At 62.6% G+C, this 17,117-nt stretch carries 16 protein-coding genes; 6 read left to right on the top strand and 10 right to left on the bottom strand.

The genetic code is table 11. The annotated features are described in order from the left end of the window. The first annotated feature begins 27 nt into the window (after positions 1 to 27). The 4 genes from J4E58_RS11740 to J4E58_RS11725 all read left to right on the top strand — a co-directional run bounded on the left by J4E58_RS11740 (position 28) and on the right by J4E58_RS11725 (position 6,516). Positions 28 to 1,092, top strand: a complete 1,065-nt coding sequence (locus J4E58_RS11740) for an imelysin family protein (RefSeq protein ID WP_087090172.1) — start codon at positions 28 to 30, stop codon at positions 1,090 to 1,092. Between the two features lie 2 nt (positions 1,093 to 1,094). Continuing rightward, the gene (locus J4E58_RS11735) at positions 1,095 to 2,192 is read left to right on the top strand and encodes a DUF1513 domain-containing protein (RefSeq protein ID WP_087090170.1); all 1,098 of its coding nucleotides are present in this window, start codon (positions 1,095 to 1,097) and stop codon (positions 2,190 to 2,192) included. 135 nt (positions 2,193 to 2,327) lie between these two features. Next, the gene (locus J4E58_RS11730) at positions 2,328 to 3,479 is read left to right on the top strand and encodes an efflux RND transporter periplasmic adaptor subunit (RefSeq protein WP_087090168.1); all 1,152 of its coding nucleotides are present in this window, start codon (positions 2,328 to 2,330) and stop codon (positions 3,477 to 3,479) included. A 13-nt stretch (positions 3,480 to 3,492) separates the two neighbouring features. Continuing rightward, a complete protein-coding gene (locus J4E58_RS11725) occupies positions 3,493 to 6,516 on the top strand; it encodes a multidrug efflux RND transporter permease subunit (protein ID WP_087090166.1) in 3,024 nt (1,007 codons plus the stop codon). A 59-nt stretch (positions 6,517 to 6,575) separates the two neighbouring features. Here the strand turns inward: J4E58_RS11725 and J4E58_RS11720 are convergent, their stop codons facing one another. From J4E58_RS11720 to colR, 5 genes are all read right to left on the bottom strand, one after another. Next, positions 6,576 to 6,812, bottom strand: coding sequence for a hypothetical protein (locus J4E58_RS11720; RefSeq protein WP_087090164.1), 237 nt, complete (start codon positions 6,810 to 6,812; stop codon positions 6,576 to 6,578). Between the two features lie 2 nt (positions 6,813 to 6,814). After that, on the bottom strand, positions 6,815 to 7,528 hold the full coding sequence (locus tag J4E58_RS11715) for a lipopolysaccharide kinase InaA family protein (protein ID WP_087090162.1): 714 nt from the start codon (positions 7,526 to 7,528) through the stop codon (positions 6,815 to 6,817). Positions 7,529 to 7,532: 4 nt separating this feature from the next. Continuing rightward, positions 7,533 to 8,213 carry a class I SAM-dependent methyltransferase gene (locus J4E58_RS11710; protein WP_007932714.1) on the bottom strand — a complete coding sequence of 227 codons (681 nt, stop codon included), beginning with the start codon at positions 8,211 to 8,213 and terminating at the stop codon, positions 7,533 to 7,535. A gap of 189 nt (positions 8,214 to 8,402) precedes the next feature. Continuing rightward, positions 8,403 to 9,683: a HAMP domain-containing sensor histidine kinase gene (locus J4E58_RS11705; RefSeq protein ID WP_087090160.1), complete on the bottom strand. Its 1,281-nt coding sequence runs from the start codon at positions 9,681 to 9,683 to the stop codon at positions 8,403 to 8,405. Continuing rightward, the gene (gene colR / locus J4E58_RS11700; RefSeq protein ID WP_009050537.1) at positions 9,673 to 10,356 is read right to left on the bottom strand and encodes a two-component system response regulator ColR; all 684 of its coding nucleotides are present in this window, start codon (positions 10,354 to 10,356) and stop codon (positions 9,673 to 9,675) included. Before colR ends, J4E58_RS11705 begins: the two co-directional genes overlap by 11 nt. A 219-nt stretch (positions 10,357 to 10,575) precedes the next feature. Between colR and J4E58_RS11695 the strand changes: the two genes are divergently transcribed. After that, positions 10,576 to 11,319, top strand: a complete 744-nt coding sequence (locus J4E58_RS11695) for a phosphatase PAP2 family protein (protein ID WP_087090157.1) — start codon at positions 10,576 to 10,578, stop codon at positions 11,317 to 11,319. A gap of 153 nt (positions 11,320 to 11,472) precedes the next feature. Here J4E58_RS11695 and groL read toward each other — a convergent pair whose 3' ends face one another. The 4 genes from groL to J4E58_RS11675 form a co-directional block, all read right to left on the bottom strand. Then, positions 11,473 to 13,116: a chaperonin GroEL gene (gene groL, locus J4E58_RS11690; protein WP_007932705.1), complete on the bottom strand. Its 1,644-nt coding sequence runs from the start codon at positions 13,114 to 13,116 to the stop codon at positions 11,473 to 11,475. A 49-nt stretch (positions 13,117 to 13,165) separates the two neighbouring features. After that, positions 13,166 to 13,459: a co-chaperone GroES gene (locus J4E58_RS11685; protein WP_007932704.1), complete on the bottom strand. Its 294-nt coding sequence runs from the start codon at positions 13,457 to 13,459 to the stop codon at positions 13,166 to 13,168. A gap of 253 nt (positions 13,460 to 13,712) precedes the next feature. Further along, positions 13,713 to 14,189 carry an FxsA family protein gene (locus J4E58_RS11680; protein WP_009045354.1) on the bottom strand — a complete coding sequence of 159 codons (477 nt, stop codon included), beginning with the start codon at positions 14,187 to 14,189 and terminating at the stop codon, positions 13,713 to 13,715. 66 nt (positions 14,190 to 14,255) lie between these two features. Continuing rightward, on the bottom strand, positions 14,256 to 14,987 hold the full coding sequence (locus J4E58_RS11675) for a HugZ family protein (RefSeq protein WP_087090155.1): 732 nt from the start codon (positions 14,985 to 14,987) through the stop codon (positions 14,256 to 14,258). A 163-nt stretch (positions 14,988 to 15,150) separates the two neighbouring features. Between J4E58_RS11675 and J4E58_RS11670 the strand changes: the two genes are divergently transcribed. Next, positions 15,151 to 15,909, top strand: coding sequence for an SDR family oxidoreductase (locus tag J4E58_RS11670; RefSeq protein ID WP_087090154.1), 759 nt, complete (start codon positions 15,151 to 15,153; stop codon positions 15,907 to 15,909). A gap of 69 nt (positions 15,910 to 15,978) precedes the next feature. Here J4E58_RS11670 and apbC read toward each other — a convergent pair whose 3' ends face one another. Next, positions 15,979 to 17,073 (bottom strand): iron-sulfur cluster carrier protein ApbC, encoded by a 1,095-nt coding sequence (gene apbC, locus J4E58_RS11665; protein WP_009045357.1) that lies wholly within the window; start codon positions 17,071 to 17,073, stop codon positions 15,979 to 15,981. Positions 17,074 to 17,117: the final 44 nt, after the last annotated feature.

Raw genomic sequence — 17,117 nt, 5'->3', positions numbered from 1 at the left:
CTTCTTACAAGAAACGGGAGCCCGAACATGTTCCGTCCCAAGCTGTTGTTCACCAGCCTTGCCGCGCTCGCCCTGGGCGCCTGCTCGCCGCAGGACCCACAAGCCGTGACCTCGGCGTCCATCGCCAAACAGGTGATCCTGCCGACCTACAGCCGCTGGGTCGAAGCCGACCGCCAGCTGGCGATCAGCGCCCTGGCCTTCTGCGAAGGCAAGCAAAGCCTGGACACCGCCCGTGCCGACTTCCTGCACGCGCAGAAAGCCTGGGCCGAACTGCAACCCTTGCTGATCGGGCCGCTGGCCGAGGGCAACCGCTCCTGGCAAGTGCAGTTCTGGCCGGACAAGAAGAACCTGGTCGGCCGTCAGGTCGAACAGCTGGTCAGCGCCACGCCGCAGATCGACGCCGCCGCCCTGGCCAAGTCCAGCGTCGTGGTGCAAGGCCTCTCCGCCTACGAATACATCCTGTTCGACAGCAAGATCGACATGGCAAACAGCGAGCAGAAAGCCCGCTACTGCCCGCTGCTGAGCGCCATTGGCGAACGCCAGAAGCAGCTCGCCGAAGAGATCCTGTCGCGCTGGAACACCAGCGACGGCATGCTCGCGCAGATGAGCAAGTTCCCCAACCAGCGCTACGCCGATTCCCATGAGGCCATCGCCGACCTGCTGCGGGTCCAGGTCACTGCGCTGGATACCCTGAAGAAGAAGCTCGGCACGCCGATGGGCCGTCAGAGCAAGGGCATTCCACAGCCGTTCCAGGCCGACGCCTGGCGCAGCCAGTCGTCCATGCAGAGCCTGGAAGCCAGCCTCGCCGCGGCCCAGACCGTCTGGGCCGGGGTCGACAACAAGGGCCTGCGCGGCCTGTTGCCGGCCGAGCAGAAGCCGCTGGCCGACAAGATCGACGCCGCCTACACCGCCTCGCTGAAGCTGTTCGCCAGCACCCAGCGTTCGCTGACCGAGCTGCTGGCCGACGACGCCGGCCGCCAGCAACTGAACGATATCTACGACAGCCTCAACGTCGTCCACCGCCTGCACGAAGGCGAACTGGCCAAGGCGCTGGGCATCCAACTGGGCTTCAACGCCAACGACGGTGACTGATCATGCTGCGACGTCAGGCTCTGGCACTCGGCAGCCTGCTGCTGAGCGCCGTCACGCTGGGTGGCTGGACGCTGTTCAAGCACAAGGACCAAGGCCCGCTGCTGCTCTCGGCGCGCGATGACGGCGACGGCAAGCACTTCGCCGTCGGCTATCGCCTGGACGGCACGCAAGTGTTCGCCACCCGGGTTGGCCAACGCTGCCATGACATCGTCAACCACCCGACGCTGCCGATCACCCTGTTCGTCGCCCGTCGCCCGGGCACCGAAAGCTACCTGATCGACCTGCGCGACGGCACCCTCCTGCAAACCCTGGCCTCGCAGCCGAACCGGCACTTCTATGGCCACGCGGTGATCCACAAGAGCGGCGACTGGCTGTACGCCACCGAGAACGACACAAGCGATCCGGGTCGTGGCCTGCTCGGGGTGTACCGGTTCGAGGGCGAACGCCTGGTGCACAGCGGCGAGATCCCGACCCACGGCATCGGCCCGCACCAGGTGTCATGGATGCCGGACGGCGAAACCCTGGTGGTGGCCAACGGCGGGATTCGCACCGAAGCGGAAAGCCGCGTCGAGATGAACCTTGACGCCATGGAGCCGAGCCTGGTGCTGATGCAGCGCGACGGCAGCCTGCTGAGCAAGGAAACCCTGGCCCAGCAGATGAACAGCGTGCGCCACATGGGCATCGCCGGCGACGGCACCATCGTCACCGGCCAGCAGTTCATGGGCGATGCCCATGAGTCGTCGCAACTGCTGGCGATCAAGCGCCCGGGGCAACCGTTCCAGGCCTTCCCGGTGGCCGAGCACCAGTTGCAGGCGATGGGGCATTACACCGCCAGCGTCGCGGTGCACAGCGAACTGCGCCTGGTGGCCCTCACCGCCCCGCGCGGCAACCGCTTTTTCATCTGGGACCTGGACAGCGCCGAAGTGCGCCTGGACGCGCCCTTGCCGGACTGTGCCGGGGTCGGTGCGGTGGCGGATGGTTTTGTCGTGACCTCGGGCCAGGGGCGTTGCCGCTTCTATGACTGTCGCCAGAAACAACTGGTGGCAAAACCCCTGGATTTGCCGGCAGGGCTCTGGGACAACCATTTGCACCTGGTCTAGTTTTCGCCGCCGCACAGGATTGGAAAACAGGACTCTGGATGACCGGATTGTCATCTGGAAGCCCCCGGAAAGTCGGAGTAATGTCTTCGGCAATCAGCTTGGTTTTCCCAGCTTCGTTTTCCAAGGAACCGGAATATGCTGCGTCGCCGCATGTTTATCATGTTGGGTGTCGTCCTGCTGATCGTGCTGTTGCTGGCAGGCTACAAGGCCTTCTCCATCTATCAGCAGGTCAAGCTCTTCTCGGTGCCCAAGCCGCCGATCAGCGTGGCCGTGGCCACGGCTCGCGAACAACCGTGGCAAACCCGCCTGCCCACGGTCGGCACCCTCAAGGCCCTGCAGGGGGTCAACCTCAGCCTGGAAGTAGCCGGGACCGTCAAGGAGCTGCAGTTCGAGTCCGGGCAGAAGGTCACGGCCGGGCAGCCCTTGCTGCAACTCGACAGCGACGTGGAAAGCGCCCTGCTGGAAACCGCCCAGGCCGACCTGGGCCTGTCCCGGCTGGACTTCGGCCGCGGCAGCCAACTGGTGGGCAGCCAGGCGATTTCCCGCGGTGAATACGATCGACTGTCGGCGGTGCTGCAAAAGAACAAGGCCACGGTCAATCAGCTCAAGGCGGCACTGGCGAAAAAACGCCTGCTCGCGCCCTTCAGCGGCACCATCGGCATTCGCCATGTGGATGTCGGCGACTACCTCGCCAGCGGCACGGTGATCGCCACCCTGCAAGACCTCAGCAGCCTGTACGTGGACTTCTTCGTCCCGGAACAGGCCGTGCCGAAAATCGCCCTGGGCCAATCGGTCAGCGTGATGGTCTCCGCCTATCCGGAGGAGCAGTTCAGCGCCACCATCAGCGCCATCAACCCCAAGGTCGAAGACACCACGCGCAACGTGCAAGTACGCGCCACCCTGGCCAACCCCGACGGCAAGCTGCTGCCAGGCATGTTCACCAACCTGCAGGTACTGCTGCCCGACCCGCAGCCCCGGGTGGTGGTACCGGAGAGCGCCATCACCTACACCCTGTACGGTAATTCGCTGTACGTGGTAGCCGAGAAAAAGGCCGCCGATGGCAGCCCGGAAAAAGACGACAAGGGCCAGCCGGTGCTGGTCGCCGAGCGGCGTTTCATCGAAACCGGCGAACGGCGCAACGGCCTGGTGCTGATCAACAAGGGCGTGAGCAACGGCGAACAGGTGGTGAGCGCCGGGCAGATCAAGCTGGACCATGGCGCCCACATCGCCATCACCCCGGACAAGATGCTGCCCCCCGAACAGAGCGGCCAGCCACGCACGAACTGATCAAGGAATCCTCATGGCTTTTACAGATCCGTTCATCCGTCGTCCGGTCCTGGCCACCGTGGTCAGCCTGCTGATCGTGCTGCTGGGCTTCCAGGCCTGGAGCAAACTGCCGCTGCGCCAGTATCCGCAAATGGAAAACGCCCTGATCACGGTGACCACCGCCTACCCCGGGGCCAACGCCGAGACCATCCAGGGCTATATCACCCAACCGATGCAGCAGAGCCTGGCCAGTGCCGAGGGCATCGACTACATGACCTCGGTCAGTCGCCAGAACTTCTCGGTAATCTCGGTCTACGCCCGCATCGGCGCCAACAGCGACCGCCTGTTCACCGAGCTGTTGGCCAAGGCCAACGAGGTGAAGAACAAGCTGCCCCAGGACGCCGAGGACCCGGTGCTGAGCAAGGAAGCCGCCGACGCCTCGGCGCTGATGTACATCAGCTTCTTCAGCCAGGAGTTGAACAACCCGCAGATCACCGACTACCTGTCGCGGGTGATCCAGCCGAAGCTGGCGACCCTGCCGGGCATGGCCGAGGCCGAGATCCTCGGCAACCAGGTGTTCGCCATGCGCCTGTGGCTGGACCCGGTCAAGCTCGCCGGCTACGGCCTGAGCGCCGGCGACGTGACCAGCGCGGTACGCCGCTACAACTTCCTGTCCGCGGCCGGTGAGATCAAGGGCGAGTACGTGGTCACCAGCATCAACGCCAGCACCGAACTGAAATCCGCCGAAGCCTTCGCCGCCATTCCCCTGCGGACCGAGGGCGACAGCCGGGTGCTGCTCAGCGACGTGGCACGGGTCGAGATGGGCGCGGAGAACTACAACGCCATCAGCTCCTTTGGCGGCATTCCTTCGGTCTATATCGGCATCAAGGCAACCCCCAACGCCAACCCGCTGGACGTGATCAAGGAAGTGCGCAAGATCATGCCGGAGCTGGAGGCCCAGTTGCCGCCCAACCTCAAGTCGGAGATCGCCTACGATGCCACGCTGTTCATCCAGGCCTCGATCAACGAGGTGGTGAAGACCCTGTTCGAAGCCGTGCTGATCGTGATCGTGGTGGTGTTCCTGTTCCTCGGCGCACTGCGTTCGGTGGTGATCCCGGTGGTCACCATTCCGCTGTCGATGATCGGCGTGATGTTCTTCATGCAGTTGATGGGCTACTCGATCAACCTGCTGACCCTGCTGGCGATGGTGCTGGCCATCGGCCTGGTGGTGGACGACGCGATCGTGGTGGTGGAAAACATCCACCGCCATATCGAGGAAGGCAAGACGTCGCTGGACGCGGCCCTCGAAGGCGCCCGGGAAATCGCCATGCCGGTGGTGTCGATGACCATCACCCTGGCGGCGGTCTACGCCCCCATCGGCTTCCTGCAGGGGCTCACCGGGGCGCTGTTCAAGGAGTTCGCCCTGACCCTGGCCGGCGCGGTGGTGATTTCCGGCATCGTCGCCCTGACCCTGTCGCCGATGATGTGCGCCCTGCTGCTGCGCCATGATGAAAACCCCAGCGGCCTGGCCCACCGCCTCGACCTGATTTTCGAAAGCCTCAAGCGCCGCTACCAGAGCCTGCTGCATGGCACCCTCAACACTCGGCCGGTGGTCCTGGTGTTCGCCCTGATCGTGCTGTGCCTGATCCCGGCCCTGCTCAAGTTCACCAAGTCGGAACTGGCCCCGGACGAGGACCAGGGCATCATTTTCATGATGGCCACCGCGCCCCAGCCGGCCAACCTGGATTACCTCAACGCCTACACCGACGAGTTCCTGGAGATCTTCAAGACGTTCCCCGAGTACTACTCCTCGTTCCAGATCAACGGCTTCAACGGCGTGCAATCGGGTATCGGCGGCTTCCTGCTCAAGCCCTGGAACGAGCGCAAGCGCACGCAGATGCAGATCCTGCCCGCAGTCCAGGCCCGGCTCGCGGGCATCGCCGGGTTGCAGGTCTTCGGTTTCAACCTGCCGTCCCTGCCGGGCACCGGCGAAGGGCTGCCGTTCGCCTTCATCATCAATAGCCCCAACGATTACGAGTCGCTGCTGGAACTGTCCGACCGGGTGAAGAAACGCGCCATGGAATCGGGCAAGTTCGCCTTTGTCGATATCGACCTGGCCTTCGACAAGCCGGAAGTGGTGGTCGACATCGACCGCGCCAAGGCCGCGCAAATGGGGGTGTCGATGCTGGACCTGGGCGGAACCCTGGCCACCTTGCTCGGCGAGGCGGAAATCAACCGTTTCACCATCGAGGGACGCAGCTACAAGGTCATCGCCCAGGTCGAACGGCCTTATCGCGACAACCCCGAATGGCTGAACAACTACTACGTGAAAAACGCCAAGGGCGAGGCGCTGCCGCTGTCGACCCTGATCAGCGTCCACGATCGGGCCCGGCCTCGGCAGCTCAACCAGTTCCAGCAACTCAACGCCGCGACCATTTCCGGATTCCCGGTCGTGAGCATGGGTGAAGCGATCGATACCGTGCGCCAGATCGCCGAGGAAGAAGCCCCGCCGGGCTACGCCTTCGACTATGCCGGGGCGTCACGACAGTTCGTCCAGGAGGGCAGCGCGCTGTGGGTGACCTTTGGCCTGGCGCTGGCGATCATTTTCCTGGTGCTGGCGGCGCAGTTCGAGAGTTTCCGCGATCCGGTGGTGATCCTGGTGACGGTGCCGCTGTCGATCTGCGGGGCCTTGATCCCACTGTTTCTCGGTTGGTCGAGCATGAACATCTATACCCAGGTCGGGCTGGTGACCCTGATCGGCCTGATCAGCAAGCACGGGATCCTGATCGTCGAGTTCGCCAACCAGCTGCGCAAGGACCAGGGACTGACGCCGCGCGAGGCCGTGGAAGCCGCCGCGGCCATTCGCCTGCGGCCGGTACTGATGACCACCGCGGCGATGGTCTTCGGCATGGTGCCGCTGATCCTGGCCACGGGCGCCGGCGCGGTCAGCCGGTTCGACATCGGCACGGTGATCGCCACGGGGATGTCGATCGGCACCCTGTTCACTCTGTTCGTGCTGCCCTGCATCTACACCCTGCTGGCCAGGCCAGACAAGTGAAGGACGCGCAATAAAAAAGGCCTAGCAATGCGAGGCCTTTTTATCGGGCTTGATGGTCTTCAACTCTGTGGCCTCATTCCCTGAGTCAGGCCGAACATGAACAACAAAAGATCCTGATCGGGTCTGGCCGCCGTACTTGTCTTGGGCACTTTGGCGACCCGTGGCAGAGGACAGTGCGCCCCCGCCTGTGTACTACTGAGGACTTCCATGCGTGGCTGCTCCCAGGCAGCCACCGCCAAGGATGCAACTGCCAAGGCTCCTACTAAAAACAAACCTCGTGCAATTTCGAGCTTCATCACTATAAGCCTTTGATAGCGCTGCCAAACGCCGTTCTATAAAAATAGTAGAGTTTGTCCCAGTCCGTGGTGCTCCACGACGAGTGGCGCCGCAATTGTTTGATGTCATGGGCCGCAGCCCGTTTAGCGGTCAGGCGTTGGCGGCATTTCTCGAAATCCAGCAGCGCGATATCCACTTTCGCCGCTTCGCCCTCACCCATGACCCGCACGAACACATGCTTGCTATACAGGCAGCCATGCTGCCAGCGGCCCCGGTGCATGCGCGCCAGCGTGGCTGCCAGTTCCTTGAGCACACGCTCGTGCAGGGCCTCGCCGTGGCGCTCGCGCTCGCCAGCGGCGTACCAGTGGTCGATTTCCACGAAGCCGTCCAGCGCCTCGGTCACCAGCAAGGCACGCCACTGGCCCTGGGAATCACGCTGCGCACCGCAGAACACCAGGTGCGGCACCGCCACGTTGAGCTGGCTCAGGCCCTTGAGCGCATCCTGCTCGCGCAGCACCGTGGGGCGGCCGAAGGGGTGCAACCAGCTGCGATAGATATGGCCGATCTGGCGCTTGGCATACAGCACACGCCCGTCAGTGCCCGGAAGACGTTGAACGCCACTTTCCCCGCCGCGACGCTGATTGGGCTCTTCGACCCACTCCCCCTGTTGACTCCAGAAGTAGTCGAAACGGTCTGCAGCAGCGACTTCCATTTCCGGTGCACATTCAACGGCCATCCTGTTACCTCTTGCGTAATACGTAGACTCGCCACATGGCGTAGAGCGGAAAAAAGTCCAGATGATCCTGAACGCGAAACCCGGCCTGCTTGAATTCTTCTTCAACCGTGGCAGCCGGTAACACAAAACGGTTCTGGTAACCTTCCTGCCCGGATTCCTCCTTGCGCCGCACTTCCATGCGCTTGCGTTTCCAGGCCTTGAAATTGCCATCGACCCACAGTGAAACGATCACGCTGTCCCGGGTAACCCGCTGGAACTCCCGGAGCAGAGCCAGGCGATGGGACGACTCGCCAATGTGGTGCAGCAGCCGCATGCAGAAAATGCTGTCGACGGCGTTATCCGGCAAGTCGATGTCGAAGGCAGACGTCTGCAAGGGTTGTACCCGTTTCACCACGTCAGCCGGTTGCGCCACCGTGGCGATCTTCAACATCGCCGCGGAATTGTCCGCACCGATGATCACGCGGTTGGGTTTCTCCGCCAGCAACGGCCAGAAACGCCCGGCACCACAGGGCAGGTCAAGCACCAGCCCCGGCTCTCCGGCCATGGCCAGCGCCGCACGCGCCAACTGCTCGTCGCGCTTGTGGGACAGACGGCGAGCGACGCCATCCTGATGCTTGAGCAGATACTCCTGAGCGTGCTGTTCGTCGTACTTCTCGGAAAATTCCAGCTTGATCGGGGGCGCCATCACACAGTCTCCTGAATCTGATGGCCCCACCTTAGGCAGCGGCTTGTCAGCGTCAGGTCATGTCTTTGTGAAAACTTCGTCCGGTCCAGAGCGGAAATATTTCAGAGTTTTACAGGCTCCCATAAGTGGCCTGGGGCCATCAACCGGGGAAATTTCCGTGACGGCCCACGCAGCAGTCATGGAGACCCATCATGCAGCGCGGCAGTTCAATTCGACATGAAACCGGCAGCCGTTGGGTTCCATGGTGCTGAGACTGACGCTCCAGCCCTGGTCCTCGCAGATCCGCTGCACCAGCGACAGTCCCAGGCCCAGGCCCTCGCCGCGCTTCTCGTTGCCGCGCACGAAAGGCTCGAACATCGCCTCGCGTTTCTCCTCGGGAATACCCACACCGCTGTCCTCGACCACAAAGCCCCTCGGCTCAAGGCTCAAGCGAATGAAGCCGTGCTCGGTGTAGTGCAAGGCATTACGCAGCAGGTTGCCCATCACCGCGTGCAAAAAGGTGGCGTTATAGCGGGTGTCCAGCGGTTGGCCGGCGTCGAAGATCAGCTCCAGGCCCTTTTGCCGGATCGGTCCGCCCCACAGGCCCACCAGGTCCTCGGCCACCTGGCTCAAGGTCGCCTGGGGCGACATGCCGCCGTCTTCGCGCTGGGCGCGGGCCAGCATCAGGAAGGTCTGGACCAGCTCGCGCATTTCGCCGCACGCCCGGGCGATACGCTCGACCTGCGCCCGACCTCGCTGATCGATCGCCGGGTTTTCCAGCAACAGCTCGCAGGAGCTGGCCAGTACCATCAGCGGCGTACGCAGTTCGTGGCTGACATCGCTGGTGAACAGGCGCTCGCGGTTCAGGGCCTGGCGCAAGCGCCCCAGGGTGGCGTCGAAGGCCACCGCCAGCTCCCCCACTTCGTCGGCCGCGTAGTCCGGTGCCAATGGCGGCGCCAGCCCCAGCAACTGGTCGCGATGGCGCACCTGCCGCGCCAGTCTCACCACCGGCGCCATGACCCGGCGCGCCAGCACCCAGCCGAGGAACACCGCCAAGGCCAGGCTCAGCACAAAGCCCACCAGCACCACCGCGAAGAGCACCCGTTCGCGCTCTTCGAAATCGCTCTGGTCCTGCAGCAGCACATAGCGTCGACCGTCGACCACTTCGACCATGGCGTGATACGACAGCTGTTCGCGGAAGACCTCATGAAAGCCCGGATCCAGATGCCGCAGATCCTTGGGCAGGTCGAAGTCGCCGCGCCCGCCGCTGAAATAAAACAGCTGGTCCGGCTCGGGACGGTGGCTCCAGTCGGAAACGTTGTCCATCAACAGCAGACGCTGAAGGTCGCCCCCCAGGCCCGCGGAAATCAGCTTCTCTTCCACCAGGTGCACCGTCGCCACGATACCCAGGGCGAAGGCTCCAGCGACCAGCGCGCTCATCAGCGCAAAGGCGATGATGATCCGCTGGGAAAGGCTTTGCTTAAACTCCATCACGACCCTCGGCCAGGCGGTAACCGACACCGTGCACGGTATGCAGCAACGGTTTGCCGAACGGCTTGTCGATCACCTGGCGCAATTGGTGGACATGGCTGCGCAGGCTGTCGCTGTCCGGGCAGTCGTCGCCCCACAGCGCCTCTTCGAGAATTTCCCGGCGCAGCACATGGGGGCTCTTCTGCATCAGCACCGCCAGCAACTTGAGCCCCACGGGGTTGAGCTTGAGCAGGCGCCCTTCGCGGGTGACCTCCAGGGTGTCGAGGTCATAACTCAGGTCGCCGACCTGCAGGGCCCGGCGCCCGCCGCCCTGGGTACGGCGCATGACCGCCTCGACGCGCGCGGCCAGCTCGGACAAGGCGAAGGGCTTGACCAGGTAATCGTCGGCCCCGGACTTGAAGCCCTGCAGGCGATCGTCCAGTTGATCGCGGGCGGTGAGCATGATCACCGGTGTATCGCGGCGGGCATCTTCGCGCAGGCGCTTGCACAGGGTGTAACCGTCGATACCCGGCAGCATGATGTCGAGCACGATCAGGTCGTAATGTTCGGTGGCGGCCAGGTGCAGGCCCGACAGACCGTCCTGGGCGCAGTCCACGGTGTAGCCTTTTAGCCCCAGGTAGTCGGCCAGGTTGGCCAGAATATCGCGGTTGTCTTCAACCAGTAGAATTCGCATGGGCACTCTCTCCGCACACAGTTACGGCCGTCTTGGCTCGCGCAGCTTAAGGCCAAGCGTGGCTGACGGCTAGGGTTGTTCAAGCCCCCGCGGCGAATGCCGCCGCAGGGTTCCAGGGCCTTGACGAGTTTTTCACCCAGGGTTCACACGCTGACGACAAGGGCCGCTCCAGACTCCGCGGGAACCCGCGACCGCAACGCTTCCCTCGAAGGACTTTCCATGGCTTTGACCCTCGCCCGCCCCGCCTCCAGAGCGCTGAACTGGTGGATCTGCCTGGGCATACCCGCCCTGGCTGCCGTCATCCTGCTGCTGCTTGAACTGACCACCCTGGACATGGACCTGGCCCGGTACTTTTATGACCCCGCCGCTGGCGGTTTCATCGGCGGCCACAGTTATTTCCTGGAAAATATCCTGCATGACCGGGCCAAGCAGTTGGTCATCGTCTTTTCAGTGCTGGCCATTGTCGGCTTCATCGGCGCCTTCTTCGTCCAGCGTCTCAAGCCGTTCAAGCGCGAACTGGGTTGCCTGGTGCTGTCCCTGGGCCTGGCCACCGCCTTTGTCACCCCGGTCAAGGCGGTCACCGCCGTGCAGTGCCCGTGGAGCCTGAAAGAGTTCGGCGGCAAGGAAACCTACAGCGAACTGCTCAGCCCCCGGCCAGCGACCGACAAGCCTGGTCGCTGCTGGCCAGGCGGCCATGCCGCCACCGGTTTCACCCTGTTCGCGCTGTTTTTTGTCCTGCGTGATCGCCGCCCGCGCCTGGCAAGCAAGGCGCTGGTGTTCGCCTTTGCCCTCGGCACGGTGTTCTCGGTCGGGCGCATGCTGCAGGGCGCACACTTCTTCTCCCACAACGTCTGGACCGCGATCTTCTGCTGGCTGATCTGCCTGGGGGCGTACTACTTCATTCTCTATCGACCGGCAGCCAAGGCCGATCCGGCGATGGAGGCGGAAGCCGTGAAGGCCTGAGGTCTTTTCGCGAGCAAGCTCGCTCCTACAAAACCATGCACACCTGTAGGAGCGCGCTTGCTCGCGGCGATGGCCCAGGCAAAAACGCCCACCCATAAAAAAGCCCCGCCGGCTTTCGCCGGCGGGGCTTTTTCGTACAGGGGTAAGGCTGGCTTACATCATGCCGCCCATGCCACCCATGCCGCCCATGTCTGGCATGCCGCCAGCCGCAGGCTTGTCTTCAACGATTTCAGCAACAGCCGCTTCGGTGGTCAGGATCAGACCGCCGATGGAGGATGCCGCTTGCAGCGCCGAACGGGTCACCTTGGTTGGGTCCAGGATGCCCATTTCGATCATGTCGCCGTATTCGCTGGTAGCAGCGTTGTAACCGTAGTTACCTTCACCCTGCTTGACCTTGTCGACCACTACGCTTGGCTCGTCGCCGGAGTTGGCAACGATCTGGCGCAGAGGTGCTTCGACAGCGCGACGCAGAACAGCGATACCCACGTCCTGGTCGGCGTTGTCGCCTTTCAGGCCGCTGATCGATTGCAGGGCACGGATCAGGGCTACGCCACCGCCAGGTACCACGCCTTCTTCAACGGCTGCACGGGTAGCGTGCAGGGCGTCTTCAACGCGGGCTTTCTTCTCTTTCATTTCAACTTCGGAACCAGCGCCAACCTTGATCACCGCAACGCCGCCGGACAGCTTGGCCAGACGCTCTTGCAGTTTTTCACGGTCGTAGTCGGACGAAGTGTCGGCCACTTGTTGACGGATCTGGGTCACACGAGCCTGGATGTCCGCTTCAACGCCAGCACCGTCGATGATGGTGGTGTTTTCTTTGGACAGGATCACGCGCTTGGCGTTACCCAGGTGCTCCAGGGTGGTGCTTTCCAGGCTCAGGCCGATCTCTTCGGAGATGACGGTGCCGCCGGTCAGGACGGCGATGTCCTGCAGCATGGCCTTGCGACGGTCGCCGAAGCCTGGTGCCTTGACGGCAGCGACTTTGACGATGCCACGCATGTTGTTCACAACCAGAGTCGCCAGGGCTTCGCCTTCAACGTCTTCAGCCACGATCAGCAGTGGGCGGCCGGCTTTGGCAACGGCTTCCAGCACTGGCAGCATTTCGCGGATGTTGGAGATCTTCTTGTCCACCAGCAGGATCAGCGGGCCGTCCAGCTCGGCGACCATGGTGTCCGGCTTGTTGATGAAGTAAGGGGACAGGTAGCCACGGTCGAACTGCATGCCTTCAACGACAGACAGTTCGTTTTCCAGGCCCGAGCCTTCTTCAACGGTGATCACGCCTTCTTTACCGACTTTTTCCATGGCTTCGGCAATGATGTCGCCGATGGAGTTGTCGGAGTTGGCGGAGATGGTGCCGACCTGAGCGATGGCCTTGGAATCGGCGCATGGCTTGGACAGACCTTTGAGCTCTTTGACGATGGCGATGGTCGCCTTGTCGATGCCGCGTTTCAGGTCCATAGGGTTCATGCCGGCAGCGACGGCTTTCAGGCCTTCGTTGACGATCGACTGAGCCAGTACGGTGGCGGTGGTGGTACCGTCGCCGGCGTCATCGTTGGCACGGGAAGCAACGTCTTTTACCAGCTGCGCACCCATGTTTTCGAAGCGATCTTTCAGCTCGATTTCTTTGGCGACGGAAACGCCGTCCTTGGTGATGGTCGGAGCGCCGAAGCTCTTCTCGATGATCACGTTACGGCCTTTCGGGCCCAGGGTCGCTTTTACCGCGTCAGCCAGGACGTTAACGCCGGTGAGCATTTTCTTGCGGGCGGAGTCGCCGAATTTAACTTCTTTAGCAGCCATGATCGATATTCCTTAAATACTTTGTAGTAACGGGAAAATGAGCGGGTAATCAGCCTTCGATAACGGCGAGAATTTCGTTCTCAGCCATTACCAGCAGGTCTTCGCCGTCTACCTTCACAGTGTTGCTGCCGGAGTAAGGGCCGAACACAACCTTGTCACCCACTTTCACGGCCAGCGCACGTACTTCACCGTTTTCCAGAGCGCGGCCTGGACCTACAGCAAGAACTTCACCGGTGTTGGCTTTTTCAGCAGCCGAACCTGGCAGAACGATACCGCCAGCGGTTTTCTTCTCTTCTTCGCTGCGACGGATGACGACGCGGTCATGCAGAGGACGAAGCTTCATTGTCGATCTCTCCTAATTATGGTTTTCAGCGGCCGGTGTCGTTACCGGCGGGTTAACAAATCCGGCGTGGCCGGTTGCGGCTCGACGAGCGAGACGCGGAAGTCTGTCTGGTGTCGCCACCAGAAACCTTGCGGTGACCGATACATGTGGGCACATATGCTTATTACAAGGGCTGCCCAGTGAATTTTTTTAGATTTTCAGTCGGGCAAAACGAACACGGCACCCGAAGGTGCCGTGTCGATCATTGAGAGACTCAGGAATCGCGGTGCTCGAACTCGCCTTCGATCACATTCGGCTCACGCCCCAGAGGGCGCTGCGGCGCGGGCCCGCCACGGGCAGCCTGCATGTCGTCGGCGAAGGCACGCTGACGAATGGCCTGTTCTTCGGCGCGCTGGCGCATCTTGTTGGCCAGCAGGCGACGAGTGATCGGCAACAGCATGAACAGGCCGAAGATGTCGCTGATGAAGCCAGGCAGGATCAACAGGCCGCCCGCCAGGGCCAGCATCAAGCCTTCGAGCATGGTCTGGGCCGGCAATTCGCCGCGGTTCAGGCTTTCACGGGCACGCAATGCCGTGGCCAGCCCCGCGACGCGCAGGACCAGCACACCCAGCATCGAACCCAGGATGATCAGCAGCAGCGCCGGGAAAAACCCGATCGCACCGCTGACTTTGACGAAGACGAACAGCTCTAGCACCGGGAACAGCAGAAAGAGCAACAGAAAAGGGCGCATCAAATGGTTTCCTCTACGGAAGAATGCCTTCCAGTAGACCCTAGATGACGTCGGCAATTCGTGAATTCAAGCCTCGGCCCCGGCATTTTTCGGCCATTGCTCGGCGTGAGCCAGAAAAACCAAGGCCTCGCGTACTTGTGTCGGCGTATTACAAGGGCTTGGGAACGGCAGCCAGTACACCCCCTGGCCGATCCGCAGGTGCATGCCTTCAGTATCGATGCCAGCCAGTTGCGCCGCAGCAGTTTTCGGCAGGCCGGCCAGGTCCACGTAATGGGCGATCGCCTTGGCGTGATCGCTGTTCATGTGCTCGACCATGCTCAGCTCGGCCTTGCCGGCGAACGGGTTGGCCAGCGTCACCTGGTCGATCCAGTGGATCGCGCCAAAGCCGCCGATGTAGCGATGACGCACCGGCTTGAGCCGCCAGAAATCGAAATCGTGGGCCTTGTGGTAGTTCTGCGACTCCGGGAAATAGCGGTAGTAACGTTCGGCGGCCGCCTCGATCGCCACGGCGTCTTCGAGCTTTTCGGCTTCGGCCAGATAGGTCAGGCGCCCCACTGCCTGGACGTCCTCGGCTTCGCGCTCGCCCACCAGCAGCGAACACTTGGGATCCTTCTGCAGGTTATGGGTGTGCTGGGCAATGCGGCTGATCAGGATCAGCGGCTGCCCCTGCTCGTCCAGGCAATAAGGAACCACCGAGCCAAAGGGAAAACCCGGCATGGCCTTGGAGTGCGTCGACAGCACGCCACGGTATTCCTTGAGCAGTAATTCTCGTGCATGCTTCGCAGCTTCAACGCTCAATTTATGACTCCTTATATAGAATCCGTCTAAAACGGACGGGCGTCTGGAGCAAAGTTCCAGCGACGCCATCGGGGCAATTCTCAATCTGCAGCCAGGCCATGCCCGACGCACAAGAGAGGCGCCTTGAAGGACACCACTCCAGTTCTGCTTTCGGAGCATGCGAATGCAACTCAATGACAAAGTAATCATTATCACCGGCGGTTGCCAGGGTCTGGGTCGCTCCATGGCGGAGTATTTCGCCAGCAAAGGCGCCAGGCTGGCACTGGTCGACCTGAACCAGGAAAAGCTCGACCAGGCCGTTGCCGCCTGCCAGGCCGCGGGAGTCGAAGCCCGCGCCTACCTGTGCAACGTTGCCAATGAAGAGCAGGTGGAACACATGGTCGCCCAGGTCGCCGAAGACTTCGGCGCCATTCACGGCCTGATCAACAACGCCGGCATCCTGCGCGACGGCCTGCTGCTCAAGGTCAAAGACGGCGAGATGAACAAGATGAGCCTGGCGCAGTGGCAGTCGGTGATCGACGTCAACCTGACCGGCGTGTTCCTCTGCACCCGCGAAGTCGCGGCGAAGATGGTCGAGCTGAAAACCAGTGGCGCGATCATCAATATTTCCTCGATCTCCCGCGCCGGCAATATCGGCCAGACCAACTACTCCGCGGCCAAGGCCGGGGTCGCCGCGGCGACCGTGACCTGGGCCAAGGAGCTGGCGCGCTACGGCATTCGCGTGGCCGGCATCGCACCGGGCTTCATCGAAACCGAAATGACCCTGGGCATGAAACCCGAAGCCCTGGAGAAAATGACCTCCGGCATTCCGCTCAAGCGCATGGGCAAGCCGGAAGAGATCGCTCATTCGGCGGCCTACATCTTCGAGAACGACTATTACACCGGCCGGATCCTCGAGCTGGACGGCGGCCTGCGGATCTGAGCCCGCTCATAAAACATCCATAAAAAAGCCCGGTGCAGTGCACCGGGCTTTTTTGTTGGCCCAACCGGCTCAGTCGTCGCTGACGGTGATGTTCGGCATCGCCGGTGCCGCGGCTTCCTGCAACACGATGCGCGCGCCGACATGGCGGGCCAGCTCTTGATAAACCATGGCGATCTGGCTTTCCGGCTCGGCGATCACAGTCGGCTTGCCGCCATCAGCCTGCTCGCGAATCAGCATCGACAGCGGCAGCGAGGCCAGCAGCTCGACACCGTACTGGGTCGCCAGCTTCTCGCCACCGCCCTCGCCGAACAGATGCTCGGCATGGCCGCAATTGGAGCAGATATGCACGGCCATGTTTTCCACCACGCCCAGCACCGGGATGTTGACCTTGCGGAACATCTCCACGCCCTTGCGCGCGTCCAGCAACGCCAGGTCCTGCGGGGTGGTGACGATGACCGCGCCGGCCACCGGGACTTTCTGCGCCAGGGTCAGCTGGATATCGCCGGTGCCCGGCGGCATGTCGATCACCAGGTAGTCCAGGTCGCCCCAGGCGGTCTGGGTCACCAGTTGCAGCAGGGCGCCGGAGACCATCGGCCCGCGCCAGACCATCGGCGTGTTGTCGTCGGTCAGGAAGGCCATGGACATGACCTCGACGCCGTGGGACTTGATCGGCACGAACCATTTCTGGTCCTTGACCTGCGGCCGGGTGCCCTCGGCGATGCCGAACATGATGCCCTGGCTCGGACCATAGATGTCGGCATCGAGAATCCCCACCTTGGCACCTTCGCGGGCCAACGCCAGGGCCAGGTTGGCCGCGGTGGTGGACTTGCCCACACCGCCCTTGCCGGATGCCACCGCCACCACGTTCTTGACGTTGGCCAGGCCGGGAATCTGCGCCTGGGCCTTGTGCGCGGCAATCACGCTGGTGACATTGACGCGAGCGATGACCACGCCGTCCATGTTTTCGATGGCCAGCTTCAGCAACTGGGCCCAGCCGCTCTTGAACAGACCGGCGGCATAACCGATCTCCAGCTCGACACGCACCTCGTCGCCCTGGATGTCGATGGAACGGACACAACCGGCGCTGACCGGGTCCTGGTTCAGGTAGGGGTCGGTGTATTGGCGAAGAACGGCTTCCACCGCTGCGCGATTGACGGCGCTCATGGGCAACTCCGATAACAAGACGGGAAAATCAGGCGGCTATCCTA

The organism is Pseudomonas sp. FW305-25 (assembly GCF_017351415.1).
Lineage (GTDB): Bacteria > Pseudomonadota > Gammaproteobacteria > Pseudomonadales > Pseudomonadaceae > Aquipseudomonas > Aquipseudomonas chlororaphis.
Note: the sequence above shows the minus strand (reverse complement) of the source record. Positions and strands in the feature narration are given on the sequence as shown.